Origin of the sequence: Psychromarinibacter sp. S121 (assembly GCF_049801035.1) — a bacterium.
Lineage (GTDB): Bacteria > Pseudomonadota > Alphaproteobacteria > Rhodobacterales > Rhodobacteraceae > Psychromarinibacter.
The window spans coordinates 572845-599226 of sequence record NZ_JBNAGE010000001.1; the positions used below are offsets into that span (position 1 = coordinate 572845).

Genomic DNA, 26382 nt, shown 5'->3' on the forward strand with positions numbered 1-26382 from the left:
GTGTGAATAATCACGTTAATTTAGATAGTTAAGTTGCAATCTTAACGTTCTGAATGCAACAGGTTCGGTCGCGTTTCGGCTGACCCAGTGCTGCCGCCTTGCCGGGTTTGAAAGACCTGTGGTCGTATCGGGTTGACAGTCTCGGGGCTTGTGTTGGGGGGGTGTTGCGGTGGCTGAGCAGGAGACGAACAGACCTATGGTGATCGTCGGGGTCGGCGCCTCGGCGGGCGGGCTGGAGGCGACGTCGCTGCTGGTCCAAAACCTCGTGAAAAACCTCAACTGCGTCTACGTGCTGGCGCAGCATATGTCGCCCAGCCACAAAAGCATGCTGGTCCAGCTTCTTGCCCGCGAGACCTCGCTGGCCGTGGCCGAGATCGAGGATGGCACGGAACCGGTCGAAGGGACGATCTATATCCCGCCGTCCGGCAGCGACGTGATCTATGTCGATGGCCATTTGCAGCTTGCGACCCCGATGGGGCACCCGGCCAGTTCGAAACCCTCGGCCGATCGGTTGTTCAAATCGCTGGCGCAGAACGCCGGGGAGTACGCGGTGGGCATCGTCCTGTCGGGCACCGGCAGCGATGGCAGTTACGGCGTACAGGCGATCCGCGAGGCCGGAGGCATCACGATCGCGCAGGAACCGGAGTCCTGCAAATACGACAGCATGCCGGTCTCTGCCATCCGCACAGGTTGTGTCGACCTCACGCTGACCCCGCAACAGATCGGGCTGCATCTTGCGAAGATCCTCGAACGTCCGCGCGATCTGGACAGCCTGCGCAAGATGTACGAGCGCGATCACCGGAACTCGGACCTGTTCCAGATCCTGCTGGCGCATACCCGCGTGGATTTCCGGCACTACAAGGAAACCACGATCAACCGTCGCATCCACCGGCGGATGATCGCGAAGGGGATCGAAGAGTTCAAAGACTATGTCGAGCACTGCCGGGTGTCGGTCGAGGAAGTCGAGGCGCTGTACCGCGACCTGCTGATCTCGGTCACGAACTTCTTCCGCGATCCCGAACAATTCAACAGCCTGTCCAAGGTACTGGCGGAACGGCTGGCGCGGTCGCCGGACGCCCCGGTGCGGATCTGGGTTCCGGGCTGCGCGACCGGGGAAGAGGCCTATTCCATAGCCATCCTTGCCATCGAGGCGATGGGGGGGCTGGACAAGGTCGCGGCCGACCGGTTGCAGGTCTTCGCGACCGACATCGACGAGAGGGCGCTGACCGTGGGACGGGCGGGCGTCTACCCGGCCACTGCGCTTGCCGACATTCCGCAGAAGTACCTGGCGCGCTATTTCGTGCTGGGCGACGACCGGATCGAGGCCAAGCCCCGGTTGAAGGGGCACCTGATGTTCACCCGGCACAACGTGTTCCAAGACGCTCCGTTCATGTCGATCGATCTGGTCAGCATTCGCAACGTACTGATCTATTTCGAGGCGCGGTTGCAGGAACGCGTCCTGACCCGGATTCAGTATGCGTTGAAACAGGACGGGTTACTGTTCCTCGGCACCTCCGAGACGACCGGCGCGCTGGAACACCTGTTTTCGCCCGTCGTGCCGCACGCGAAGATATTCCTCAAGCAAAGCAGCCGCTTGCCGGCTATCGCGGCGCTGGAACAGTCGCTTCCTCCGGATCTACGTGGCCGCCGCCCGCCGATCCCCACGCGCAACGACCCGCCTCCCGAAGACCGAAAGCGGTTCGACGCTTTGGCGAAGGCGGTGGCAGGCACCGGTCTGCTGGTCAATGCGGACAAGGTGGTCCAGCGCATCTTCGGCGACATCGCGCCCTTCGTCGAAATGAAAGTGCCGATCCACGGAAACATGACGCTGAACGTGCTGAAGAAGGCGCTGGCCTACGACGCGAACAGCATGATGATGGTTGCCCTGAAGCACGACGAGCCGCGCTTCGGCCAGTGGCACCAGATCGAGGCGCATGATTTCAACACGGTGCGGATGACGGCCTATCCGATCAAGCCAGACGACGAGGTCGAGCCGCTGGTGCTGATCGCCTTCGAAACCGAACACCGCCTGCCGCCCGTGCCGGGCGAGGACAAACGCAGCGACTATGCCGAATATCTCGAAACCGAACTGACCCGCACCCGCGAGACGCTGCAGGTCGCAATCGAGCAGTTGCAGACGTCGAACGAGGAATTGCAGTCGCTTAACGAGGAAATGCAGTCCTCGAACGAGGAACTGCAGTCCACCAACGAGGAACTGGAAACCTCGAACGAGGAACTGCAATCCACCAACGAGGAACTGATAACCGTCAACGAGGAGTTGATGGTGAACAGCTCTCAGTTGGAACGGACGGGTGTCGAACTGAACGGGCTGATCAAGCGCCTGCCCACTGTGATGATGATGCTGGATCCGGGCCTGCTGATCCGCCACGCGTCGCAAAGCGCGGTAGAGACGTTCGAGATCCGCGACCGTGGGCAGACGATGGGGCACCTTTCGCAATGCCGCATTCCGCCGGGCTATCCGCCGCTGGTCGACATCTGCGCGCAGGCCCTGGTCGAAAGGCGCAGCTGCACACGCCAGTTCGAGGTGTTCTGGCAGCTGAAGTCGCTGACCGTCACGCCACTTCTGACCGAGGCGGACGAGTTGATCGGGCTTGTCGTGATGATCGAAAGCATGGACATGGCGGGCGACACGCTGCTGAACGAAACGCTGCGGTCGTTCGGGAACATCGGGACGTGGCGGCTAAACATCGCGACGGGAACGCTGACCTGGTCGGACGAGACCTTCGCGATCCACGGTTTGCCCCACAACCAGCCGCCGCCGACCGTCGAGGCCGCCATCGCGTATTACATGCCCGAGGATCAGCCTCGCATCCGCGCCAGCCTTGATGCGACGGCCAAGACCGGCGCACCGTTTCATTTCTTCGCCCGGATGATGCGGGCGGACGGGCGCGTGATCGTCGTGGAATCCGCCGGCGCCGCGGTTCAGGACAAGAACGGCGAGACGGTGGCGATGGTCGGCGTGTTCCGCGACTATACCCGCGCGCGAACCGACGACCTGCTGGTCCGGCACTACGACAGCGTCGCCGCGAAGCAGTCGATCGGGTTTTATTCGCACGATATCGAGAATGACCTGACCTACTGGAGTCCGTGGCTGCACGACCTTCTGGGGCAGGGCGAAAGCGAACCTCGCGGCTTCGACGCCGCGCTGAAACGCTTTGTGCCGGACTCGCACGGGCGGCTTGAGACCTGCTTTCGCAACGCGTTGGAAAAGAAGGAGTCCTTCGACCTTGTCGAGACGATCCTGCTGGGCGACGGGGCAAAGGCGCGGTGCCGCGTCACCGGACAGGTGGATGTGGGTGACAAGGGCGACCCCCAGCACCTTTTCGGCACATTCGAGTTGGTTACCTGAGTTCTCGGTTTCTTAACTTTTTTCGTGCAGGGCCGGGGCGTTAACCCTTTGTAAACCAAATGCTCGTACCAAAACGGCGCTTATCCCAGCCGAAGGAACACTAGACGTGCTTGCCGAAGCGGGTGCTGACCAGCAAGGCCGTTGCCAGGTCTCACTGACCCTGACCAGAGATTTGCTGACCGATGAATGGTTCGCGGATCGGATCGAGTTCCACCTTGGTGGGGCTCGGAACGTTACGACGTTCAAATGCGCGACGCCCATCGCCAGCGCGTTCTCGGCCGACTTCGTGGCACAGATCCGCAAGCATCTGCCTCAGACGACGGATGCGGCGGTGATCGTGGAATCCGAAAGCGTTGTGCAGACCCAGAAGCTTGTCCTTGGCGGCGTGCGCGTGGTGGCGCAGCAGGCGCGGCACGGCGTGCAAAGCGTGATCATGCGGTTCAAGCAGGCCCTTGGCGCGATGCAGTCGGTGCTGCTGCCGAAGTATCGCACCGAACAGACCACGCGCGAGGCGCTGGACCGCTCTGCGGCAGAGGCGCTTTTGTATCTGCTTCGCCCGTGCCTCGATTTGGCAGAGGTCGAACTCGACGGCGAGACGGAAGTGCTGGAACAGGTGGCGCGGCGGCTTGAGTCGCTGGCCGAGAACAAGGAAGAGCTTCGGTTCTTCGTCTACCTGCTGCGGCGGTTCGTCGAGAATGCGCCGATGGCCGAAGTCACCGCGCCCCGCCCGCGCCAGAAGGGGCTGCCCAGCCCGGACCCGGCCTGACGGTCTAGCCCAGTTCCATCGTCGCGACGGCTTGCAGCGTCCCGTTCGGTGCGGGGGCGGCGCCGCGATACATGCGCGCCGTCGCGAAGGTTTCCTGAAAGCCGAGTGCTTCAAGTCGGGCTGCAAGCGCGTCTTGCCCCGGCGCCGCGTCGATGAACAGCGGCTGGCCGGGCAGGGTGGCGGCGGCGGACGCGGCCAGCGCCAGCGCGGCCTCGGCATCCTTTGCGATCACCGGGCCGATCTTGCACCCCTCGCGGCAGGCGCGGATCGTTGCGAAGCCGGTCAGCGTGCCGCCGTCCTCGGCAACCACCGTCTTTCGGGTCGCGCTATCCGCCAGCCACGCCGAAAGAAACGCGGGCCGGTCATAACCGCAGGCCGCCCGGTCAAGCGCGGCGACAGAGGCAAGGTCCGCGGGCCGGGCAGGGCGGTGCCCCTCGGCCGTCACCGCCTCCAACTGCCCCATGAACCTGCGCGTGGCCCCGGCCAGCGCGAAGCCCGACTTCGCGTAATTCGCCTGCTGCGCGGCGACGCCGTCCAACCCTACGGTCCGGTCCCCGGCATGGGCCAGCGCGTGTTGCCACAGGGCGAACCCGATGCCGCGTCCGCGATAGTCCGGGCGGCACAGGTACAGGCCAAGGAACGCCATCGTCGGATCGTGGTTCACAACCGAGATCGCCGCGACCGGCGCGCCATCCGCTTCCGCGACGAAGAACCCTTCGGGGTCGGCGGCGTGAAAGGCGGCGGCGTCGTCCAGCCCCGGGTTCCAGCCTTCCTTTGCCGCCCAGTCCAGCATCAGCGCCACCTCGGCGGCGCTGGCGGTGCGGCAGGTCGCGGTCATGGACGCAGCGCCTCGCGCAGCGAGGTCGGCGCGGAAGAGACGTTGCGCAGGTCCAGCGAGGTCACAAGGTCCAGCAGGTGATGCTTCATCAGTTCCTCGGCCAGGTCGCCGTCATGCTTCGCGAAGGCCTGTATCAGCGCGTGATGCGCGTGGCTTTCGCACAGCGCGCCCCGCCGTTTCCAGTAAAGCGCGATGATCAGCGACGACCGCGCGATAAGCTGGGCGATGAATTCGGCGATGGTCTCTTGATGCGCGATGCGGGCGATCTCAAGGTGGAACATCCCCGACAGATGCACCGACCGGCCCAGTTCGCCCGCATGGATTGCGGCGTGTTCCTCGTCGATATGGTGCTGCAACAGGGCGATATCCTCGTCCGTCGCGCGTTCCGCCGCCGAGCGCGCGGTGCGCGGTTCCAGCAGGGCGCGGGCCTCGAACACCTCGCGCGCCTCGCGGGCCGAGGGCTGCGCGACGAAGGCGCCGCGGTTGCGCCGCAACTCGACCAGCCGCTTGTGCGCAAGGCTTTGCAGCGCCGCCCGCGCCACGGTGCGGCTGACGCCGTAGATCGCGCCGACCTCGTCTTCGTTCAGCTTGGTGCCCGGCGACAGGCGGTGCTCGTGGATCGCGACCGCCAATTCGTCCGCCACGCGCTCGCTGCTTGGTGCCTGATTGAGCGATTCTGTCATCTCGTGCCTCCGGACCCCGAACCTGCGCGGGAAGGGACTTCGGGGCAAGGATTCGAGGGCGGACGCGGCGTCGCATCCAAGATCGTATACAATATTGGTCGCTATCCTGTGCGCGACCTGTACGCATCTGCCCGCGGATTGGGCAAATGCTGTTTCGCTGTCCGTGCATGCCCGAATTAGCTGCCGTCCGGCCGGGTGCTTCGCGAAGAGTGGGTGCAACAAGCCAGCAGGGACGGACATGCGGACACCGAACGATCTGGAACTCGTGCATCTGACCAAGCGCTACGGAGACACCGTGGCGGTGCGCGACGTGAACCACGTCTTCACCAACGGCAGCTACGTCTGCCTGCTTGGCCCGTCCGGCTGCGGCAAATCCACCACGCTGCGTATGATCGCGGGCCACGAGTCGGTCAGCGAAGGCTCGATCCTGCTGGATGGAACCGACATTTCGCGGCTGCCGCCCGCACAGCGCGGCACCGCGATGATGTTTCAAAGCTACGCGCTGTTCCCACACCTGTCGGTGCGCGACAACGTGGCGTTTTCCCTGAAGATGAAGGGCATCGACAAGGCGGCGCGCTACAAGTCCGCCGACGAGATGCTGGCGCTGGTCGACATGGGCCACCTTGCCGAGCGCCTGCCCGCGCAACTGTCGGGCGGCCAGCAGCAGCGTGTCGCGCTGGCGCGTGCGCTGGTCACCAAGCCAAGCGTGCTGCTGCTGGACGAGCCGCTGTCCGCGCTTGACCCGTTCCTGCGCATCCGTGTGCGGGGCGAGTTGAAGCGGCTTCAGCGCGAGTTGGGGATTTCCTTCATCCACGTCACCCACGGTCAGGACGAGGCGCTCGCGCTGGCCGACGAGGTGGTGGTGATGAACAACGCCGTAATCGAGCAGGCGGGGTCGGCGCGCGACGTCTTCGGCGCCCCCCGCACCGAATTCGTGGCCCGCTTCATGGGCGGCCACAACGTCATCGACCTGAATGGCGGCCGCTACGCGCTGCGCGCCGACGACGTGAAGCTGGCCGAGGGCGGACACGCCGCGACCGTCAGCGTGGTCGAGTATCAGGGCGACCGCGTCGCGGTCACCTCGAGGCTGGGCGAGACCGAGGTGCTGGCGCTGGTGCCGGAAGCCGACTTCTACGCCAATCCGAAGAATCCGGGCGACGCCGTGGGCCTTGCCTGGGACGAGGGGCGGCTGCACCGCCTCCTGGCCTGACGGCCGACACCAACAACGAAACGCCGCAAGGCAACTGGGAAGAGACAACAGAGAGGACACAATGGCCAAAGCCAGAGTTGGATACACCCGCCGTTCGATGCTGAAAGCCGGCGGCGCCGCGATCGCCGCCAGCGCGCTGCCCGCGCCGATGGTCTGGGCGCAGGACATCAAGGACGTCACCCTGCGCCAGTTCGGCACCGGCGTGTCGAACCTGAACGACGTGGCCCAGAAGGTGAAGGAAGACCTGGGCTTCACGCTGGAAATGACCGCGCTCGATTCCGACAGCGTGACCCAGCGTGCGGCGACCCAGCCCGACAGCTTCGACATCGCAGACATCGAGTACTGGATCTGCAAGAAGGTCTGGCCGACCGGCAACCTGCAGGCGATGGACGTGTCGAAAATCGCCAACTACGACAAGATCGTCGGCATCTTCAAAGACGGCAAGCTGACCCCCGAAAGCGAGATCGCCCAGGGCACCGCGCCGCATACCGTGGGCTTCATCCCCGAGCCGGGCGCGACCGAGTTCGCGGACGAGCAGACCAACTGGATGACCCTGATCCCGACGATCTACAACGCCGACACGCTGGGCATCCGCCCTGACCTGATCGGCCGCCCGATCGAAAGCTGGACCGAGCTGCTGAACCCCGAGTTCAAGGGCAAGGCGTCCATCCTCGATATCTCGTCGATCGGCATCATGGACATGGCGATGGTCTGCGAAGCGATGGGCGAGATCGCCTATGGCGACAAGGGCAACATGACCCGCGAAGAGATCGACAAGACCATCGCGATCTTCACCGAGGCCAAGCAGAACGGCCAGTTCCGCGCGTTCTGGAAGACCTTCGACGAGTCGGTCAACCTGATGGCCTCGGGCGAGGTCGTGATCCAGTCGATGTGGTCGCCCGCGATCACCGCGGTCAAATCGCGCGGCATCCCCTGCGTCTACCAGCCGCTGAAGGAAGGCTACCGCTCGTGGGGCGGCGGCATCGGCCTGTCGAACTCGCTGTCCGGCCTCGAGCTGGACGCGGCCTACGAGTACATCAACTGGTACCTCTCGGGGTGGGTCGGCGGCTACCTGATGCGTCAGGGCTATTACTCGGCCGTTCCGGAAACCTCGAAAGAGTTCATGACCGAGAACGAGTGGGGCTACTGGTTCGAGGGCAAGGAAGCCACCGACGTCATCACCTCGCCCACTGGCGACACGCTGGCGCAGGCGGGCGAGACCCGCGACGGCGGCGACTTCTACGAGCGCATGGGCCGCGTCGCCTGCTGGAACGCCGTCATGGACGAGAACCAGTACATGGTCCGCAAGTGGAACGAATTCATCGCTGCATGATGAGCACCTGGCGCGGGGGCTTCGGCCTCCGCGTCTTTTTTCCCGTTTTCAAGGCCATCCCATGTCCGAGACGCTGACCGATACCCCGGCCTCCGCGCCGCAGGCGGCCCGCCCGCCGAAACCGCCGGGTTCGCTTGGGCGTAATCTGCTGGGCTGGCTTCAGGCCGCGCCGCTGACACTGGTGCTGCTGGCCTTCCTCGTGGCGCCGATCGTGATGATCGTCATCGTCAGCTTCTGGCGCGCGACCGAGTTCTCGATCATCCCGGACTTCTCGTTCGAGAACTACGAATTCCTGTTCGGCTCGCAGGTGACGTGGCGGGTGTTCATGGCGACGTTCAAATACGCGCTGATCACCTGGGCCTTCACGCTGAGCATCGGCTTCACCGTCGCCTATTTTCTTGCCTTCCACATCCGCAGCCAGACGATGCAGATCGCGCTGTTCCTGCTGTGCACGATCCCGTTCTGGACCTCGAACATCATCCGCATGATCTCGTGGATTCCGTTTCTTGGCCGCAACGGTATCGCGAACCAGACGCTGCAGAACTGGGGGCTGATCGACCAGCCGCTGGAGTGGCTGCTGTATTCCGACTTTTCGGTGATCCTCGCCTTCGTGCATCTCTACACGCTGTTCATGGTCGTGCCGATCTTCAACACCATGATGCGGATCGACAAATCGCTGATCGAGGCGGCCTATGACAACGGCGCTTCGGGTTTCCAGACGCTGCTGCATGTCATCATCCCGCTGACCAAACCGGGCATCATGATCGGCACCATCTTCGTGGTGACGCTGGTCATGGGCGACTTCATCACGGTGCGGTTCATGTCGGGCTCGCAGAAGGCCAACGTGGGGCGGCTGATCTCGAACGACATCGCGCTGCTGCAATACCCCTCGGCGGCCGCGACGGCGGTGGTGCTGCTGTGCACGGTGCTGATCGTGATCGGCATCCTGCTGCGGTTCGTGAACATCCGGAAGGAACTCTGACCGATGGAACGACGCCCGCGCAGCTTCTACGTCCTCGCCGCCTTCTTCGGCCTGTTCGTGCTGTTCCTTTACGGTCCCACGATCACCATCGGCATCCTGTCCTTTCAGGGCGAGGGCGGTGGCCTGACCTTCCCGATGCGCGGCGTGTCGCTGCACTGGTTCCGCGACCTGTTTCAAGAGCAGGCGGTGGGCGACATCTGGGGCGCGTTCCGCCGCAGCTTTGCGCTGGGGCTGATGGTGATGATCACCACCGTGGTCGTCTCGGTGATGGCGGGCCTTGCCTTCCGCAAGCGGTTCGCCGGATCGGGTCTTCTGTTCTACCTCGCCATCGCGTCGCTGGTGATCCCGTCGATCCTGATCTCGCTAGGCGTCGGACTGATCTTCAACCAGTTGGGGCTCAAGATCCACTGGGCGACCTCGGGGTTCGGCTCGCAACTGACGTGGACGCTGCCCTTCGGCCTGCTGATCATGTTCGCCGTCTTCAACCGCTTCGACAAATCCTACGAGGAAGCCGCCCGCGATCAGGGCGCGACCGCGTGGCAGACGATCCGCTATGTCGTCCTGCCGATCATCGCGCCGTCGCTGCTGGGCGTCGCGCTGTTCGGCTTCACGCTCAGCTATGACGAGTTCGCCCGGACCCTGTTGACGGCGGGCAGCTACAACACCCTGCCGCTGGAAATCTTCGGGATGACCACCAACGTCACGACCCCGGTGATCTACGCGCTGGGCACACTGACGACCGTGTTCTCGTTCCTTATCATCGGGGCGTTCCTGTTTACCGTCTGGTTCATGGCGAAACGCCGGGCGCGGCACGGGTCGGATGCCGGCAAGGGCGTCTGATGCGCCTGCTTTACATCAACCCGAACTCGACCGCCGAGATGACCGACAGCATCGTGGCCGCGGCGCAGGCGGCGGTGCCGGGGGCCGAGGTGCTTGGCTGGACCAACCACGACGGCCCTCCCGCGATCCAAGGCGCGGCGGACGGCGACGCGGCGGTGCCGGGGCTGCTGGCGCTGCTGCCCAAGGCGCGCGCGGCCAAGGCGGACGCCATCGTCATCGCCTGCTTCGACGACACCGGCCTAGGCAGCGCCCGCGCCATGGCGCATTGCCCGGTGCTGGGCATCGGGCAGGCAGGGTTTCACATGGCGGCGCTGATGGGAGGCCGGTTCGGCGTGGTCACGACGCTGCCCGTCTCGGTCCCGGTGATCGAGGGCAACATCGCGTCCTACGGCTTCGCGGCTGCCTGCACCGGGGTGCGCCCCAGCGGCTTGCCGGTGCTGGCGGTAGAGGAGGGCGGCGACGAGGTGCTGTCCATCCTCGACCGGGAAATCGCCGCCGCCGCAGCCGACGGGGCGCGGACGGTGGTGCTGGGCTGCGCGGGTATGGCGCGCCACAGGCAGGCGCTGTCGCGGCCGGGTGGGCCGGTGCTGATCGACGGGGTGGCGGCCTCCGCGCTGTTGGCCGCCGCGGCGCATGGCTATGCGGGCGTGCGCTCGGCTGCCTGAGCCTTGCGGCTGACCGCTGGTGCGGCAAAGTGGTTTCACGGCCCTTTTTCTTGCCCGACCCGCGCCCGGTGCACTACCTCTGCCCAAGGCCGAGGGAGGACCGGACCGGGAAGATGCGCCGCCGTTTCAATGTCATGACTGATCCGCACCCGCGCCGATGACCACGTCCAAGCGCATCGCAGCGGCGATCCTGCGGCACAACCGGCTGTTTGCGTTGTTGCTCGCGCTTGTCGTGGCCGTCCTCGCCGCCGGTATCCCGCGGCTGGAGTTCTCGACCGACAACCGCGCCTTCTTCTCTCGCGACAACCCGGAATACCGTGACCTGCTGGCGCTGGACGCCGACTATACCGGCACCGACGGGTTGCTGTTCCTGTTGGTCCCGCCCAAGGGCGCAGCCTTCGACCCCGCCACGCTGGAGGCGCTGCGCGACTTTACCGACGACGCGTGGCAGATCCCTTACGTCCTGCGCGTCGACAGCCCGGTGAACCTGTCGCTGTCGCGCTCCGAGGGCGACGAGATCCTGATCGAGCCTTTGCTGCCCGACACCGGGCCACTGACCGATGACGACGCGACCCGGTTCCGAGAGGGGCTGGCCGATCTCGACGAGGCAGAGGGGCGCTTCGTCTCCGAGGACGGCGACGCTTTCGGGATGAGCGTGCAACTGGTCCTGCCCGGCACAGAGGCCGGGCGGGACGAGGCGCAGGCCCACGTGACGGGCATGCTTGACGCGTGGCGCGCGGCGCACCCGGGCTGGCAGTTCCGCGTCACCGGCGGGTTTCTGGGCGGGCTGGCGCTGGAACGGATCGCGATTGAGGACCTGACGTGGCTGGTGCCGCTGGCGGCGCTGATCGTGGTGGTCATCCTGCTGTACATGATGCGCACCATCGTCGGTGCGGTCACGACCATCGTGGTGGCGGTCTGCGGCACGGTGGCGACGCTGGGCATCGCGGGCTGGACCGGGATCGTGCTGACCGCCGGCACCGCGATCAGCCCCTTGTCTGTGCTGGTGCTGCTGACCGCGTCCTGCATCCACATCATGCTAAGCTGGATGCGCGCGCTGGACGGCGACGCGCCGGACCGGGCCATCGCGACGGCGCTGGAAGAGAACCTTGGCGCGGTGACGGTGACCAACCTGACGACCGCCATCGGCTTCCTGTGCCTCAACTTCAGTCAGGCGCCGCCGCTGCGTGACATGGGCAATATCATCGCCTTCGGCCTGCTGGTCGGGCTGGCCGCGACCCTTGTCGTGGTGCCGCTGGGTCTTCGCTTTGACCGCCGCGAACATGCCGCCCGCATCCCCGTGACCCACGCCATGATGGACCGGCTGGCGCTGGGCGTCCTGCGGCGCTGGAAGCTGTGGCTTTGGCTCTTCCCCATAGGCGTTCTGGTGGCGATCACCGGCATCCTCCGGATCGGTTACGACGACAGCATCTTCCGCTACTTCTCGCCCCGGACAGAGTTCCGGCAGTCCGCCGACGCGATCTCGGAAAAACTCTCGGGCCTCGACAGCCTGCAATTCTCGTTCGAGGCGCCGGAGGGCTCGGTGTTCGATCCGGCCTTCCTCGCCTCGGTCGACCGGTTCGCCAACTGGCTGGAAACGCAGCCAGAAGTGATCTCTGTCACCTCCATCGCCGATATCCTGAAGCGGATGAACGCGGCGATGACCGGCGACGAGACGCGCAGGCTGCCCGACAGCCGCGAGGCCAATGCGCAACTGATGATGCTGTACGAGTTCTCGCTTCCACCAGGGCACGACCTGACCTCGACCATCGACGTCAGCCGCACCAAGACCCGGCTGATCGCCGGCCTGCGCGTCGCCAGTTCGAACGAGACCCGCGACCTTGCCGCCCGGTCCGAGGAGTGGCTGGCCCGGAACGAACCCGTCATCGCCACCCGCGCCTCGGGCATCTCGGTCGCCTTCGCCCGGCTGTCGCAGCAAAACAACCGGCAGATGCTGCTGGGGCTTGGCGTGGTGCTGGCGGCGATCTCGGGGATCATGATGCTGACCCTGCGCAGTTTCACCTATGGCGTGATCAGCCTTGTGCCCAACCTCGTGCCCGCCGTGCTGGCCTTCGGGCTGTGGGGCTATACCTTCAGGGACGTGAACCTTGGATCGACCGTGGTGACGACCATGACCTTCGGCATCGTCGTGGACGATACGGTGCATTTCCTGATGCACTACCTGCGCCGCCGCCGGGCCGGGCTGGCGGCGGAACCGGCGTTGCGCGACACCTTCTCGGTCGTGGGCGCGGCGATCATCATCACCTCGCTGGCGTTGATGGCGGGCTTCGCGGTGATGACCCTTTCGGGCTTCGTCATCAATCGCCACATCGGCGCGCTGACCGTCTTCGTCGTGGGCTTCGCGCTGTTGGCCGACCTGCTGTTCCTGCCCGCCCTTTTGCTGGCCCTGAAGAAAGGACGCCGCTGATGCTGTTCCGTTTCCTGCTGATCGCCCTTCTGTCCTTTGCCGCGCTGCCCGCCTTGGCGCAGTCCGCCGTCCAGAAAGGCACCGCCATCGCCGAGGAAGCCGCCGCCCGCAATTCGGGCTGGGGCGATCTGGCGGTGAGCGGCGAGATGATCCTGACCGCCGGCGGCGCGTCCAGCACCCGGCGTTTCGATGCCCAGTGGGTCGAGACCGGGCGCGGATCGTCGCGCTCGCTGATCGTGTTCCGCTGGCCGGGGGACATTCAGGGCACCGCGCTGCTGACCCACGGCTATGCGGGGCGGAATGACGACCAGTGGCTGTGGTTGCCGTCGCTGTCGAAGGTGCGCCGCATCTCGTCCTCGGGGCGCAGCGGGTCCTTCGTGGGCAGCGAGTTCGCCTACGAGGACATGACGGATCAGGAGATCGGCAAGTTCACCCACACGTGGGTTCAGGACGGCGGCTGTCCCGGCGGGGGCACCTGTCACATCGTCGAGCGCCGTCCGCGCAGCCCCTCGGGCTACAGCCTTCAGCGGGTGTGGTTCGACACCTCGAACCTGACGATCCGGCAGGTGCAGTATTTCGACCGGCGCGGGGCGCATGTGAAGACGCTGACGATCAGCGGCTACCGGCAGTATCAGGGCCGGTTCTGGCGCGCGAGCCGGATGGTGATGCAGAACCACCTGACCGGGAAGGCGACCACGCTGACGTGGTCCGGCTATCGCTTCAACGCGGGCGTGAACCCGAACGCGCTGTCGCCCAACGCGCTGAGCCGCATCCGTTGACCTTGGCCGCCCGCATCGCCGACATTGGGCCGACTGCCGGGGGGAGTGTGATGTTGCGTGGCGCGTATCTGGGCCGCACGGTGATGGCGATCGGGTGCCTTTTGGCCCCGGTGGCGGCGCATGCGCAGTCTGACATCTCGGTCTCTGGCCAGTTCGATTTCGGCGCGCGGGTCTATGTCGACGATGGCCGCTATGCCGGACAGACCGACGCGGGCGCGCAGGTCTTCTTCGGCACCACCGTGGACGCCACGATGCCGCTGGGCGCGGGGCAGGTGGCGCTGGAATTCTCGGCGCGCACCGACACCGACGGCGCGCGGGACGTGTTCAACCTGACCCGCGCCTATTACACCCAGTCCTTCGGCGACTGGGACCTTCTGGCGGGCGTCAATGTCGAGAACTGGGGCGTCGCCGAAAGCCAGTCGGTGCTGAACGTCATCAACCCGCAGGATGCGACGGACGTGATCTATGGCGGCGACTTCATCGGTACGCCGATGATCAACGCCAGCTTCTACACCGGGGCGGGGACCTTCAGCGCCTATGCCCTGACCGGCTTTGTCGAGCCGAACAGCCCCGGCGCCGCCGCGCGCCTGCGGGCGCCGTTCCCCACCGGCGACGGGCAGGCGGTGTTTCAGGAGGGGAACGGTCGCCATCTCGATTTCGCGCTGCGCTGGCGCAACAACTTCACGCTGGGCGACGGCGCGCTGGACCTTGCCGCCAGTTACTTCAACGGCACCAGCCGGACGCCGGTGGGCCTGCCCGGATGCGTGCCCTCGGGCGGGGTGACGCAGGCGGCCTGCGACGCGGTGAACGCCGCCGTGGTCGACGCCTTCCGTTCGGGCACGCCCGCCGGGTCCGACCCGCGCGACCTGTTCGACCAGCTGGCCAATCTGCCCGAAGACGTGGTCGAGCAGGCGGTGCAGCAGGCCTCGGCCATTCCCGGAGCGGGCTTCGTGCCCTATTACCAGCACATCCAGCAGGGCGGGTTCAGCGCCGTCTACGCGCGCGGCGACCTGCAATTGCGGACAGAGCTTGCCTTTACCAAACCCGACAATGGAGACGGGTATTGGTCCGGCATAGTGGGTGGAGATTACACATTTCATGGAATCGGCCCCACGGATGCGACACTGACTCTGGTTGCCGAATACCTGTGGGACGACCGCACCACCCGCGCGCCTTCCACCCTGTTCGCCAACGATCTGTTCCTTGGCTTCAACCTGTTCCTGAACGACAGCCGCGACACCGCGATCAGGCTGGGCGGGTTCCACGATCTCGACAGCGACGCGCAGTTGTTCCAGCTGTCGGCCTCGACCCGGCTGAACGATGCGGTGCGGCTGGAACTGAACACGCTGCATGTCCGCGCCGACGGCTGGACCGATCCGCTGTCCTTCGTGGACCGCGACAGCTTTGTGGAACTGAAGATCAGTACATACTTCTGAGCGGTCGCGTCAGTGGTTGACAGGCCCCGCGCCGGCTGCCTTTCCTTCGCCCTGCACAGGAGAGGAGACCGGCCATGAAAATGACCACCGAGGAAGCTTTCGTCAAAACCCTGCAACGCCACGGGATCGAGCATGCCTTCGGCATCATCGGTTCGGCTTTCATGCCGATTTCCGACCTCTTCCCCAAGGCCGGCATCACCTTCTGGGACTGCGCGCACGAAGGCTCGGGCGGCATGATGGCCGACGGCTATACCCGTGCGTCCGGCAAGGTCTCGATGATGATCGCGCAGAACGGGCCGGGCATCACCAACTTCGTCACCGCCGTGAAGACCGCCTACTGGAACCACACGCCGCTGTTGCTGGTCACGCCGCAGGCGGCGAACAAAACGATCGGGCAGGGCGGGTTTCAGGAGGTCGAGCAGATGGCGGCCTTCAAGGACATGGTCGCCTATCAGGAAGAGGTCCGCGATCCCTCGCGCATCGCCGAGGTGCTGAACCGCGTGATCACCAACGCCCGCCGCGCCAGCGCGCCGGCGCAGATCAACGTGCCGCGGGACGTGTGGACGCAGGTGGTCGACATCCAGATCCCCGAGCCGGTCGAGTTCGAACGCCCGGCGGGCGGCGAGACCGCGCTGGCCGAGGCGGCGAAGCTGCTGTCCGAGGCGAAGTTTCCCGTCATCCTGAACGGCGCGGGCGTCGTGCTGGCGGGCGCGATCCCCGACACCATCGCGCTGGCGGAACGGCTGTCGGCGCCGGTCTGCGTGGGCTACCAGCACAACGACGCCTTCCCCGGCTCGCACCCGCTGTTCGCGGGGCCCTTGGGCTATAACGGTTCGAAGGCCGGGATGCAGTTGATCCAGCAGGCCGATGTCGTGCTGGCGCTGGGCACGCGGCTGAACCCGTTCTCGACCCTGCCGGGCTATGGCATCGACTATTGGCCCAAGGACGCAAAGATCATTCAGGTCGACATCAACCCCGACCGGATCGGACTGACCAAGGCGATCTCGGTCGGTATCGTGGGCGACGCGAAGAAAGTGGCGCAGACGCTGCTGGCGAAGCTGTCGGACGACGCGGGCGACGCCGGGCGGGCAGACCGCGAGGCGGCCATCGCGCAGACGAAATCGGCCTGGGCGCAGGAACTCAGCTCGATGGACCACGAAGAGGACGATCCCGGCACCTCGTGGAACCAGCGCGCCCGCGACGCCAAGCCCGACTGGCTGAGCCCCCGCAAGGCGTGGCGCGCGATTCAGGCGGCGCTGCCGCGCGAGGCGATCATCAGTTCCGACATCGGCAACAACTGCGCCATCGGCAACGCCTACCCGTCGTTCGAGGCTGGGCGGAAGTACCTTGCCCCCGGCCTGTTCGGCCCCTGCGGCTATGGCCTGCCGTCCATCGTCGGCGCCAAGATCGCCTGCCCGGACACGCCGGTCGTCGGCTTCTCGGGCGACGGCGCCTTCGGGATCGCGGTGACCGAGTTGACCGCCATCGGGCGCGAGGAATGGCCCGCCATCACCCAGATCGTGTTCCGCAACTACCAGTGGGGCGCCGAGAAACGGAACTCGACGCTGTGGTACGATGACAACTTCGTCGGCACCGAACTGGGCGAGGGCGTCTCCTATGCCAAGCTGGCCGAGGCTTGCGGGCTGAAAGGGGTCGTCGCGCGCACGATGGACGAACTGACGGCGGCGCTGGAACAGGCGATCAAGGATCAGGCGGCGGGGATCACCACGCTGATCGAGGCGATGATCAACCAGGAACTCGGCGAGCCCTTCCGCCGCGACGCGATGAAGAAACCGGTCGAGGTCGCGGGCATCGACCCGTCCGACATGCGGCCGCAGGTGCCTGCATAGGCGGCAGCCGCTGCTTCCTCTCGTCGCAACCTCGCGAAATTCGGCGGGCGCAACTGGCGCCTGTCGCATTCGCGTGATGTGATCCGCAGACATTCGCGCCATGCATTCAGGAGCCGAGATGTCCGAGCCGTACCCTTTTCTTTCCAAGACCGATCCCACCCCGCCCAAGCGCCTGATGGAGCTGGCCCAGAACCATGCGACGCCGCGCGTGGCGCTGGTCAACGCGGGCGCGGTCAACCCGCTGGACGGTATCCGCGAGGCGGCAGAGGCCGGGCTGGCCGAGCCGATCCTGATCGGCGACGAATACAAGATCCGCGGTGCGGCGGAAGAGATCGGCTATGACATCTCGCAGTTTCGCCTGATCCATGCCCCCCACGCGGCGGCGTCCGAGAAGGCGGCGGAACTGGCCCGGCTGGGCGAGGCCGACGCGATCATGAAGGGGCAGATCCACACCTCGACCTTCCTCAAGGGCCTGCTGCCCACCCGCGCCGGCCTGCGCGAGCCGGGCGCGCGTTGCGGTCACGTGTTTCACATCACCGCGCCGGGCAGCGACCGGCCGCTGCTGCTGACCGACGCGGCGCTGAACGTGAACCCGTCGGTCGAGACGCGGCAGGCCTGTCTGACCCACGCGGTGCGGCTGTGCCACGAACTGGGCATCGAGCGTCCGCGCGCGGGCCTGCTGGCGCCGACCGAGGACCCGATCGAGTCGGTGCCCAACACGATGGAAAGCGCCGAAATCGCCAAGTGGGCGAAGGAAAAGCTGCCCGACGCCGACGTCGCGGGCCCGATGGCGATGGACCTGATCCTGTCGCGCGAGGCAGCGAAGGTGAAGCATTACGACAGCCCGGTCGCGGGCGACGCGGACATCATCCTGACCCCGAACATCACCACCGGCAACGCGGTGTTCAAGCTGATGGTTCTGGGCATGGGCTGCTGTGCCGGCGGTCTTGTGCTGGGGGCGAAGGTGCCGATCCTATTGACCTCGCGCAGCCAAGAGGCGGCGGCACGGCTGGCCTCCGCTGCACTGGGCGTGATCGCCGCCGGGGTGCGCTGATGCTTCTGGTGCTGAACACCGGTTCGTCCTCGATCAAGGCGGCGCTGTTCGATGCCGACCTGAACGAGGTGCTGGGCGGCAAGGTCACCGGCATCGGGCAAAGTCAGGGCGCGCGGTTGCGGGTCGCGGGCGGCGATCAGGCGATCGACGCTCCCGATCACGGCGCGGGTCTGCGCTACATGCTGGCGGCGCTGGAACAGTCGGGCGCCGGAGACATCACGGCGGCGGCGCACCGGGTCGTGCATGGCGGCGCGGCGCTGACCGCGCCCGCGCGGCTGACGCCCGACGTGATCTCGGTCATCGAGGACAACGTGCCCCTTGCGCCTCTGCACAACCCGCCGGGGCTGGCGGGCATCCGGGCGATGGCCGACGCGCGGCCCGACCTGCCGCAATACGCCAGCTTCGACACCGCGTTCCACGCCACGCAGTCGGAACTGGCGACGACCTACGCCATCCCGCGCAGCTATCGTGACGAGGGCATTCGCCGCTATGGCTTCCACGGGCTCAGCTATGCCGGGATGGTGGACCAGTTCGGCGACGCGCTGCCCAAGCGGCTGCTGGCGATGCACCTTGGTGCGGGATGCAGCCTGTGCGCGATCCGCGACGGCAAGTCGGTCTGCACCTCGATGGGATACTCGCCGCTGTCGGGGCCGACGATGGCGACCCGGTCGGGCGATATCGACGGCATGGCCGTCCTTCGGCTGGCGCGCGAGCACGGCATCGACGAGGCGACCCGGCGGCTGAACACCGAATCCGGCCTGCGCGGGCTGGCGGGAACCGCCGACATGAAGACCCTGCTGGAAAGCGACAGCGAAGAGGCGGCGTTCGCGGTCGACCATTTCATCTGGTCCGTCCTGCGCATCGGCGGCGGGCTGATCGCGGTGATGGGGGGCGTCGATGCGCTGGCCTTCACCGGCGGGATCGGAGAGAACGCGCCCGAGATCCGCAGGCGCGTGACCGAGGGCTTCGCGTGGCTGGGGGACGTGCCGGTGCACGTGGTCCCGGCGAAAGAGGAACGGCAGATCGCATCGGATGCGTGGAAGCTGATCGCGGCGGGCGCCTAGCCCCCCTGCGTAATCAGCGCCGTTGAGGGTCGTTCAGGGTGGGGACGGTGGTGGTCCAGTCGCCATAGTCGCCGCTGGTCGCCCGCTCGTGCAGGCTGACGAGATCGGCCACCGGCGTTTCGCTGTAATCCACCCGCAGCGTCAGCGGCGCGATGTCCGGGCCGACGATCAGCAGCGCCGCCGACATCAGGCCACGACTGTCGCCGCCCGCCGCCTCGCCCGCCTGAACCGCGGCCAGCAGGCGCGCGGGCAGGTTGCCCCCGGCGCCCGCGAACCCCTCGGCGATGGCGTCCAGCACGTTCTGGCCCGACAGCAGGTTGCCCGACACGACAAAGCCGTCGCCCTCGCGGCTGCCCTTCACGTCGCTGTTGTCCTCGCCGGTGTGCACCCCGGTGCCGCCGTTCAGGTCCAGCGCCGCAAGCTGCCGCGCCGCGCGTCCGGTGTCGGGATCGGTCACCGCGCGGATTGCTTCGGCGGCGGCCGCGCCCTCTTTCATCCGGATCAGCACGTCCTCGCCCCAGAAGGTGCTGGGCGCCGCCCCCTGCGAGGCGGAAGCGCCCCCAAGGGGATTCGCCCGCAGCACCCAGCCGCCGACGCACAGGCTGCCGGTCGCCGCAGCGCCGCCCAGCCAGCCGGTTTTTTCATCGCGTGCAAGGATCGAAAATGTCATGGGATCACCCTCCTGCGGGTATTTATAATGAAAATTTTGATCTGAGGGAATTATCGTGATAATTTTCTTTTCACAGTCCACTGGAGGGAACCAAATGAACATCCGTAACCTGACGCGCCGCGCGGTCCTCGCCGCCACCGGCGCGCTTCTGGCGGTGGGAACGCTCGGCAGCGCGCCGGCCACCGCTCAGACCCCGCCCGGGGTGCTGGTGGTCGGCCAGATCGCCGAGCCCAAGGCGCTTGACCCGGCGGCGGTGACCGCCGTCAACGATTTCCGCATCCTGATGAACGTCTACGACGGCCTCGTCCGCTACAAGTCGGGCACGCTGGAGGTCGAACCGGCGCTGGCGACCGACTGGGAGATCAGCGAAGACGGCACCGAATATACCTTCAATCTGCGCGAGGGCGTCAGCTTTCACGACGGCACCCCGTTCAACGCCGAGGCGGTGGTGTTCAACTTCGAGCGGATGCTGAACGAGGATCACCCCTACGCCAACACCGGGCCGTTCCCGCTGGCGTTCTTCTTCTCGTCCGTGGATGAGGTCGAGGCGGTGGACGACCTGACGGTCAAGTTCACCCTGTCCGCGCCCTATGCGCCGTTCCTGTCGAACCTCGCCTATCCCACGGGCCTGATCGTCTCGCCCGCGGCGGTGGAACAATACGGCGTCGACTTCGGGCGGAACCCGTCGGGCACCGGCCCGTTCAAGTTCGCCGAGTGGCGCTCGAACGAGGCGGTCGTGGTCGAGGGCAACCCGGACTACTGGGACGGCGCGCCGTCGCTTCAGGCGGTGATCTACCGTCCGATCACCGACGCCAACACCCGCGTCGCCGAAATGCTGGCCGGGGGCATCGACCTGATGGTCGAGGTGCCGCCCGTCGCGCTGTCGGAATTCGAGGGCGACCAGTACAGCGTCATCGAACAGGCCGGCCCGCACGTCTGGTTCCTGATCCTGAACGCCAAGGAAGGCCCCTTCGCCGACAAGCTGGTGCGTCAGGCCGCGAACTATGCGGTCAACAAGGAAGCGCTGGTGAACGACGTGCTGGAAGGCACCGCCGATGTCGCCGCCGGCCCGACGCCGCCGGCCTTCGCATGGGCCTACAACGACGCGCTCGAGCCCTATCCCTATGACCCGGAAAAGGCCAAGGAACTGCTGGCCGAGGCCGGGGTCGAGAACCCGTCGCTGACCTTCTACGTGACCGAAGGCGGCTCGGGCATGCTTGACCCGATCGCCATGGGCACCGCCATTCAGGCGGACCTTCAGGCGGTGGGCTTCGACGTGAAGATCGAGACCTACGAGTGGAACACCTTCCTTGGCGAGGTGAACCCGGGTCTGGAAGGCAAGGCCGACATGGCCGAGATGGCGTGGATGACCAACGACCCGGACACGCTGCCCTATCTCGCGCTGCGCACCGGCGCTTGGCCGGAAGAGGGCGGGTTCAACTCGGGCTACTATTCGAACCCCGAGGTGGACGAACTGCTTGAGAAAGCCCGTGTGTCCACGTCGCAGGACGAACGCGCCGAACTGTACAAGCAGATGCAGGAGATCGTGCAGGAAGACGCCCCGTGGGTCTTCGTCGCGAACTGGAAGCAGAACGCCGTGACCTCTTCGATGGTCGAGAACTTCGCGCTCGAGCCGTCGTTCTTCCTGCTGCTGAAGGACGTGGTCAAGAACTGACCCTGTCTCGGACCGGGCCCGCGCCCGGTCCGGCCCGCGCGCCGCCCTGCGGCGGCGCGCATACAGCCCCCCCCGCCCCCCCCCCCGCCCCGGCACCCGCCCCCGCCCGACGGCCCCCCCCGCCATCCGCAACGGAGAGCCTTATGGGTGGATACATCCTGAAACGACTGATCTCGGCCGTGCCCGTGCTTCTGGGCATCACCGTGATCGTGTTCCTGATCATGGCGATGATCCCCGGCGACCCGGCGACGGCGATCCTCGGCAGCTACGCCACCCCCGAGAACGTGGCGCGGATCAACCGCGACCTCGGTTTGGACAAGCCGCTGGTGGCGCGATACTTCATTTGGCTCGGCAACATGCTGACCGGCGATTTCGGGCGCTCGTTCTCGCTGAACCGCCCGGTGATCGACGAGGTGCTGGACCGCTTCGGCGCGACGCTGGTGCTGGCGGGAACCTCGTTCATCCTGTGCGCGATCTTCGGCATCGTCGCGGGCGTGATCTCGGCGGCGCGGCAGTACGGGCTGGCCGACAAGGCGATCACCTTCGTGGTGCTGATCGGCATTTCGATCCCGTCCTTCTTCCTTGGCATGATGATGATCCTTGCCTTCGCGGTCGAACGGCGCTGGTTCCCGGTGTCGGGGATGTACGCGATCTATGGCGGCGGCGATTTGCCCGACCTTCTGTGGCACCTTGCGATGCCCGCGACGGCGCTTGCGGTGGTGGCGACCGGCGTGGTGGCGCGGCTGTCGCGCTCGGCCATGCTCGAGGTGCTGCGTCAGGACTATATCCGCACCGCCCGCGCCAAGGGCGTGCCAGAGCGCCGGGTGATCTGGTGGCACGCGCTGAAGGCGGCGATGGTGTCGATCATCCCGGTGCTGGGCATTCAGGCCGGCTTCGTCCTGTCGGGCGCGGTCTACGTCGAGATCGTGTTCCAATGGCCCGGCGTCGGCCGGATGCTGGTGAACGCCATCCTGCAGCGCGACATCCTTCTGGTGCAGGGCGGGGTGGTCTTCGTCGCCGCCTGCTACGTGCTGTTCAACATCGCCGTGGACGTGGCGCAAAGCCTGCTGGATCCGAGGATCAAGACATGATGCAGTTCCTGAAACTCCTCGCCCGCAACCAGCTGGCGCTTGTCGGCGGCGTGGTTCTGGCCTTCGTGGTGATCCTGTCGGTGCTGACCCCGGTGCTGCCGTTGCAGGCGCCCGATGTCACCAACACCGCCGACCGTTTCATGCCGCCGTTCTCGGAAGGGCACCTTCTGGGCACCGACCACCTTGGCCGGGACCTGCTGTCGCGCCTTCTGTGGGGCACGCGGCTGAGCCTTGCGGTGGGTTTCTGCGCCGCCGTCGCGGCGGCGGTGATCGGTTCGACCATCGGGATCGTCGCCGGCTATTTCGGCGGGCGCACGGACAACATCATCATGCGGCTCGTCGACATGCTGATGGCCTTTCCCTACATCCTGCTGGCGCTGGCCATCGTCGCCGCGCTGGGCCCCGGCCTGCTGAACGCGCTGATCGCGGTGGCGGCGGTGAACGTGCCGTTCTTCGCGCGCAACATCCGGGGCATCACCGTCGGCATCGCGCACAAGGAATTCGTCGACGCAGCCAAGCTGGCGGGGATGGGCCACGGCCGCATCCTCGTGTCCGAGATCCTGCCCAACGTGGTGCCGGTGATCGTGATCGCCATGTCCACTACCATCGGCTGGATGATTCTTGAAACCGCCGGTCTGTCGTTCCTTGGCCTCGGGTCGCAGCCGCCGCAGGCGGACCTTGGCTCGATGCTGGGCGAAGCGCGGTCGGCGCTGATCACCAACCCGCATACGTCCGTGGTGCCGGGGGTGATGATCTTCCTCATCGTCATGTCGATCAACCTGCTGGGCGACGGCGTGCGCGATGCGCTGGACCCGCGTCTGCGCTCGGGCGCGCTGACCCGGCCGCGGCCCGCGACGATGGTGGCGCGCAAGGACACGCCGCCGAAAGGGCCGGGGCGCGGGGTGCTGGATGTCGTCGATCTCGAGACGCAGTTCCACGTCGGCAAGCGGGTTTACCGCGCCGTCAATCAGGTGAACCTGACCATCGCACCGGGCGAATGCCTTGGCGTGATCGGGGAAAGCGGTTCGGGCAAGTCGGTGACGGCGCTGTCGGTGATGGGGCTGGTGGCCTCGCCTCCGGGCGTGATCACCGGGGGCGCGGTGTTCCACGAGGGCCAGGACCTTGTCGGCGCGCGGTACGAGAGGCTGCGCAGGCTGCGGGGCGATAAGGTCGCCTATATCTTCCAGGACCCGCTGGCGACGCTGCATCCGCTGATGAAGGTCGGCGACCAGCTGGCCGAGGCGATCAGCGTTCACCACAAGGTCGGCCGCGCCGAGCTGCGCAAGCGCGCCATCGAACTGCTGAAATCGGTGCGCATCCCCAACGCGGAAAGCCGCGCCGACAGCTATCCGCACGAGATGTCGGGCGGGATGCGGCAGCGGGTGTCCATCGCGATGGCGCTGGCGAACGAGCCCGAGGTGATCATCGCGGACGAGCCGACCACCGCGCTGGACGTCACGGTGCAGGCGCAGGTGCTGTCGCTGCTGGACGACCTGCGGCGCGAGCGCGGCGTGGCGATCCTGTTCATCACCCATGACTTCGGCGTCGTGGCGCAACTGTGCGACCGGGTGGCCGTGATGTACGCGGGCCGGATCGTGGAAGAGGGGACGACGGACGAGATCCTTGCCCGCCCGGCGCATCCCTATACCAAGCGGCTGATGGAATGCGTGCCTGAGTTGGGCGAGGGGCGGCGTGAACTGGCGGCGATCCCCGGTCTGCCGCCCGCCGTCGACAAGCTGCCGCCGGGCTGCGCATTCGCCCCGCGCTGCCACAAGGCGCGCGAGGAGTGCTCGGCCGCGCCGGTCGAGTTGAAGAAGGACGGCACACGCGGCGTGCGCTGCCTGTATCCCGAGGCCGACGTGGTGGAGGTGACCGCATGACCCTTGCCCTGCGACTGGAGAACCTGTCCAAGACCTTCGCCGTCGGCAAGCCGCTGATCGGCCCGCCAAAGGCGCGTGTGCGCGCCGTGCGGCCCCTGTCGCTTGAGGTGGCCGAGGGCGAGACGCTGGGCATCGTCGGCGAGTCCGGCTGTGGCAAGTCCACGCTGGCGCGGATGTTGGTGGGGCTGATCCCGCCCTCGACCGGCAGTATCGAGATCGAGGGCAAGGCGCTGGACAATGCCGATCCGGCGGCCTTCGGAAAGCTGATCCAATACGTGTTTCAGGACCCGATCAGTTCGCTGAACCCGCGAAAGCCGATCCGCAAGATTCTTGAGGTGCCGCTGAAACGGCTGCACGGGATGCCCGCGGCCGAGCGGGACAAGCGCATTCGCGAGATTTTCGACAGCGTGAACCTGCGCGAGGAATTCCTCGACCGCTATCCGCACGAGTTCTCGGGCGGGCAGGCGCAGCGCATCGGCATCGCGCGCGGGCTGGCGGCGAACGCGCGCATTCTGGTGCTGGACGAACCCGTCTCGGCGCTGGACGTCAGCGTGCAGGCGCAGGTGTTGAACCTGCTGGCGCGGTTGAAGGCAGAATACGGGCTGACCTACCTGTTCATCAGCCACGACCTTGCCGTGGTCGAAGCGGTCAGCGACCGGGTCGCGGTGATGTATTTCGGCGCCGTGGTCGAGGTCGGACGGGCTGACCGCGTGTTCGCGGCACCGCGGCATCCGTACACCAATCTGCTGGCAGGTAGCGCTCCGGTTGTAGGCCGGCCCTTGACGCCGCCCGAAGCGAAGGGCACGGAACTGCCCGACCCGCTGAACCCGCCGCCGGGCTGCGCCTTTGCCGCCCGGTGCCCGCGTGCCAGCGATATCTGCCGGAAGGAGGATCCGGCTTTGACCAAGATGGGAGAGGACCAGTTTGCCGCCTGCCACCACCCGCTCGACCCCTGACGCCGACCCGCAACGGCTGAGCCGCCCGGCGAAAGTCGCGGAGGCGATCAAGTCGTGGGTGGTCGAGGCCAACATGAAGCCGGGCGACCGGCTGCCGAACGAACTGGAGCTGATCGAGCGGTTCGGCATGGCCAAGGGCACGATCCGCGAGGCCATGCGCATTCTCGAGGCGCAGGGGCTGGTGAAAACCCGCACCGGTCCCGGCGGCGGCAGCTTCGTGCACGAGGTCAGCGAGGCGCGGGCGCGGGCGCTTCTGGGCAACTACTTCTACTTCAAGGACCTGACGGTCTCGGACATCTACCAGCTTCGCATGGTTCTGGAGCCCGAGATGGCGGCGGGACTGGCGGGCAAGCTGTCGGCCGATCAGCTTGCGGCGCTGGAGGCGAACGTCGCGCGCTATGTCACCCCGCCGAAGGATGCCGAGGAAGAACGCGCGCAGCACATCGCCTCGCTCGACTTTCACAAGCTGCTGGCCAGCTATGCGGGCAACGAGCTTCTGGGCTTCGTGATCGGCTTCATGGCGCAGATGCTGTCGGACCTGACGGTGATGCGCCGGCTGTACGAGCCCCGGAATTACGAGCTTTGGAAGATGGGCACCGACCACCAGATCGAACTGATCTCGGCGCTGCGGGTGGGCGACGCCCCGCGGGCGCGCGCCATCATGCGAGAGCATATGGAAGCCGCGCAGGCCTTCATGGTGCGGCAGGAGGCCGAGATGGAGCGGCGGTTCCTGGAAGGGCGCTAGGCGGCCCCTGGGGACCGTGCGGATGGGGACCGTGCGGAACGAAAACGGCCGCCCGGGGTCCGGGCGG

The 26382-nt window shown here is 66.4% G+C and carries 21 protein-coding genes; 18 read left to right on the plus strand and 3 right to left on the minus strand.

The genetic code is table 11. The annotated features are described in order from the left end of the window. Positions 1–196 precede the first annotated feature (196 nt). Together ACP156_RS02830 and ACP156_RS02835 are read left to right on the plus strand one after the other, a co-directional pair. Positions 197–3370 carry a chemotaxis protein CheB gene (locus ACP156_RS02830; RefSeq protein WP_425049773.1) on the plus strand — a complete coding sequence of 1058 codons (3174 nt, stop codon included), beginning with the start codon at positions 197–199 and terminating at the stop codon, positions 3368–3370. Positions 3371–3542: 172 nt separating this feature from the next. After that, positions 3543–4136, plus strand: coding sequence for a hypothetical protein (locus ACP156_RS02835; RefSeq protein WP_425049774.1), 594 nt, complete (start codon positions 3543–3545; stop codon positions 4134–4136). A 4-nt stretch (positions 4137–4140) separates the two neighbouring features. Here ACP156_RS02835 and ACP156_RS02840 read toward each other — a convergent pair whose 3' ends face one another. Beyond that, on the minus strand, positions 4141–4974 hold the full coding sequence (locus tag ACP156_RS02840) for a GNAT family N-acetyltransferase (protein ID WP_425049775.1): 834 nt from the start codon (positions 4972–4974) through the stop codon (positions 4141–4143). Beyond that, positions 4971–5657 carry a GntR family transcriptional regulator gene (locus ACP156_RS02845; RefSeq protein ID WP_425049776.1) on the minus strand — a complete coding sequence of 229 codons (687 nt, stop codon included), beginning with the start codon at positions 5655–5657 and terminating at the stop codon, positions 4971–4973. The genes ACP156_RS02840 and ACP156_RS02845 overlap by 4 nt, the downstream gene beginning before the upstream one ends. Before the next feature lie 238 nt (positions 5658–5895). Here ACP156_RS02845 and ACP156_RS02850 point away from each other — a divergent pair, with 238 nt between their 5' ends. From ACP156_RS02850 to ACP156_RS02900, 11 genes are all read left to right on the plus strand, one after another. After that, the gene (locus ACP156_RS02850; protein WP_425049777.1) at positions 5896–6867 is read left to right on the plus strand and encodes an ABC transporter ATP-binding protein; all 972 of its coding nucleotides are present in this window, start codon (positions 5896–5898) and stop codon (positions 6865–6867) included. 61 nt (positions 6868–6928) lie between these two features. After that, a complete protein-coding gene (locus ACP156_RS02855; RefSeq protein WP_425049778.1) occupies positions 6929–8200 on the plus strand; it encodes an ABC transporter substrate-binding protein in 1272 nt (423 codons plus the stop codon). Between the two features lie 61 nt (positions 8201–8261). After that, on the plus strand, positions 8262–9182 hold the full coding sequence (locus ACP156_RS02860; RefSeq protein WP_425049779.1) for an ABC transporter permease: 921 nt from the start codon (positions 8262–8264) through the stop codon (positions 9180–9182). Positions 9183–9185: 3 nt separating this feature from the next. Beyond that, positions 9186–10022, plus strand: coding sequence for an ABC transporter permease (locus ACP156_RS02865; RefSeq protein ID WP_425049780.1), 837 nt, complete (start codon positions 9186–9188; stop codon positions 10020–10022). Beyond that, the gene (locus ACP156_RS02870) at positions 10022–10687 is read left to right on the plus strand and encodes an aspartate/glutamate racemase family protein (RefSeq protein ID WP_425049781.1); all 666 of its coding nucleotides are present in this window, start codon (positions 10022–10024) and stop codon (positions 10685–10687) included. Before ACP156_RS02865 ends, ACP156_RS02870 begins: the two co-directional genes overlap by 1 nt. A gap of 157 nt (positions 10688–10844) precedes the next feature. Next, on the plus strand, positions 10845–13115 hold the full coding sequence (locus tag ACP156_RS02875; protein WP_425049782.1) for an efflux RND transporter permease subunit: 2271 nt from the start codon (positions 10845–10847) through the stop codon (positions 13113–13115). Next, complete coding sequence (locus ACP156_RS02880) at positions 13115–13894, plus strand: outer membrane lipoprotein-sorting protein (protein WP_425049783.1); 780 nt, start codon at positions 13115–13117, stop codon at positions 13892–13894. The genes ACP156_RS02875 and ACP156_RS02880 overlap by 1 nt, the downstream gene beginning before the upstream one ends. A gap of 50 nt (positions 13895–13944) precedes the next feature. After that, the gene (locus tag ACP156_RS02885) at positions 13945–15330 is read left to right on the plus strand and encodes a hypothetical protein (RefSeq protein ID WP_425049784.1); all 1386 of its coding nucleotides are present in this window, start codon (positions 13945–13947) and stop codon (positions 15328–15330) included. Between the two features lie 74 nt (positions 15331–15404). After that, positions 15405–17180, plus strand: a complete 1776-nt coding sequence (xsc, locus tag ACP156_RS02890) for a sulfoacetaldehyde acetyltransferase (protein ID WP_425049785.1) — start codon at positions 15405–15407, stop codon at positions 17178–17180. 118 nt (positions 17181–17298) lie between these two features. Continuing rightward, on the plus strand, positions 17299–18234 hold the full coding sequence (locus ACP156_RS02895) for a phosphate acyltransferase (RefSeq protein WP_425049786.1): 936 nt from the start codon (positions 17299–17301) through the stop codon (positions 18232–18234). Beyond that, positions 18234–19298, plus strand: a complete 1065-nt coding sequence (locus ACP156_RS02900; RefSeq protein ID WP_425049787.1) for an acetate/propionate family kinase — start codon at positions 18234–18236, stop codon at positions 19296–19298. Before ACP156_RS02895 ends, ACP156_RS02900 begins: the two co-directional genes overlap by 1 nt. A 13-nt stretch (positions 19299–19311) precedes the next feature. Here ACP156_RS02900 and ACP156_RS02905 read toward each other — a convergent pair whose 3' ends face one another. Further along, complete coding sequence (locus ACP156_RS02905; protein ID WP_425049788.1) at positions 19312–19968, minus strand: DUF1028 domain-containing protein; 657 nt, start codon at positions 19966–19968, stop codon at positions 19312–19314. A 94-nt stretch (positions 19969–20062) separates the two neighbouring features. Here ACP156_RS02905 and ACP156_RS02910 point away from each other — a divergent pair, with 94 nt between their 5' ends. From ACP156_RS02910 to ACP156_RS02930, 5 genes are all read left to right on the plus strand, one after another. Further along, positions 20063–21643 (plus strand): ABC transporter substrate-binding protein, encoded by a 1581-nt coding sequence (locus tag ACP156_RS02910; protein ID WP_425049789.1) that lies wholly within the window; start codon positions 20063–20065, stop codon positions 21641–21643. Positions 21644–21786: 143 nt separating this feature from the next. After that, a complete protein-coding gene (locus ACP156_RS02915; protein ID WP_425049790.1) occupies positions 21787–22734 on the plus strand; it encodes an ABC transporter permease in 948 nt (315 codons plus the stop codon). Next, complete coding sequence (locus ACP156_RS02920; protein ID WP_425050808.1) at positions 22734–24614, plus strand: dipeptide/oligopeptide/nickel ABC transporter permease/ATP-binding protein; 1881 nt, start codon at positions 22734–22736, stop codon at positions 24612–24614. Before ACP156_RS02915 ends, ACP156_RS02920 begins: the two co-directional genes overlap by 1 nt. Further along, positions 24611–25570, plus strand: coding sequence for an ABC transporter ATP-binding protein (locus ACP156_RS02925; RefSeq protein ID WP_425049791.1), 960 nt, complete (start codon positions 24611–24613; stop codon positions 25568–25570). Before ACP156_RS02920 ends, ACP156_RS02925 begins: the two co-directional genes overlap by 4 nt. Beyond that, positions 25539–26315, plus strand: coding sequence for a FadR/GntR family transcriptional regulator (locus ACP156_RS02930; RefSeq protein WP_425049792.1), 777 nt, complete (start codon positions 25539–25541; stop codon positions 26313–26315). The genes ACP156_RS02925 and ACP156_RS02930 overlap by 32 nt, the downstream gene beginning before the upstream one ends. Positions 26316–26382: the final 67 nt, after the last annotated feature.

Bases quoted from the DNA above. Each gene is read 5' to 3' on its own strand.
- ACP156_RS02830 (WP_425049773.1), top strand. From the start codon at position 197: ATGGTGATCGTCGGGGTCGGCGCCTCGGCGGGCGGGCTGGAGGCGACG.
- ACP156_RS02840 (WP_425049775.1), bottom strand. From the start codon at position 4,974: ATGACCGCGACCTGCCGCACCGCCAGCGCCGCCGAGGTGGCGCTGATG.
- ACP156_RS02845 (WP_425049776.1), bottom strand. From the start codon at position 5,657: ATGACAGAATCGCTCAATCAGGCACCAAGCAGCGAGCGCGTGGCGGAC.
- ACP156_RS02850 (WP_425049777.1), top strand. From the start codon at position 5,896: ATGCGGACACCGAACGATCTGGAACTCGTGCATCTGACCAAGCGCTAC.
- ACP156_RS02855 (WP_425049778.1), top strand. From the start codon at position 6,929: ATGGCCAAAGCCAGAGTTGGATACACCCGCCGTTCGATGCTGAAAGCC.
- ACP156_RS02860 (WP_425049779.1), top strand. From the start codon at position 8,262: ATGTCCGAGACGCTGACCGATACCCCGGCCTCCGCGCCGCAGGCGGCC.
- ACP156_RS02865 (WP_425049780.1), top strand. From the start codon at position 9,186: ATGGAACGACGCCCGCGCAGCTTCTACGTCCTCGCCGCCTTCTTCGGC.
- ACP156_RS02870 (WP_425049781.1), top strand. From the start codon at position 10,022: ATGCGCCTGCTTTACATCAACCCGAACTCGACCGCCGAGATGACCGAC.
- ACP156_RS02875 (WP_425049782.1), top strand. From the start codon at position 10,845: ATGACCACGTCCAAGCGCATCGCAGCGGCGATCCTGCGGCACAACCGG.
- ACP156_RS02880 (WP_425049783.1), top strand. From the start codon at position 13,115: ATGCTGTTCCGTTTCCTGCTGATCGCCCTTCTGTCCTTTGCCGCGCTG.
- ACP156_RS02885 (WP_425049784.1), top strand. From the start codon at position 13,945: ATGTTGCGTGGCGCGTATCTGGGCCGCACGGTGATGGCGATCGGGTGC.
- xsc (WP_425049785.1), top strand. From the start codon at position 15,405: ATGAAAATGACCACCGAGGAAGCTTTCGTCAAAACCCTGCAACGCCAC.
- ACP156_RS02895 (WP_425049786.1), top strand. From the start codon at position 17,299: ATGTCCGAGCCGTACCCTTTTCTTTCCAAGACCGATCCCACCCCGCCC.
- ACP156_RS02900 (WP_425049787.1), top strand. From the start codon at position 18,234: ATGCTTCTGGTGCTGAACACCGGTTCGTCCTCGATCAAGGCGGCGCTG.
- ACP156_RS02905 (WP_425049788.1), bottom strand. From the start codon at position 19,968: ATGACATTTTCGATCCTTGCACGCGATGAAAAAACCGGCTGGCTGGGC.
- ACP156_RS02910 (WP_425049789.1), top strand. From the start codon at position 20,063: ATGAACATCCGTAACCTGACGCGCCGCGCGGTCCTCGCCGCCACCGGC.
- ACP156_RS02915 (WP_425049790.1), top strand. From the start codon at position 21,787: ATGGGTGGATACATCCTGAAACGACTGATCTCGGCCGTGCCCGTGCTT.
- ACP156_RS02920 (WP_425050808.1), top strand. From the start codon at position 22,734: ATGCAGTTCCTGAAACTCCTCGCCCGCAACCAGCTGGCGCTTGTCGGC.
- ACP156_RS02925 (WP_425049791.1), top strand. From the start codon at position 24,611: ATGACCCTTGCCCTGCGACTGGAGAACCTGTCCAAGACCTTCGCCGTC.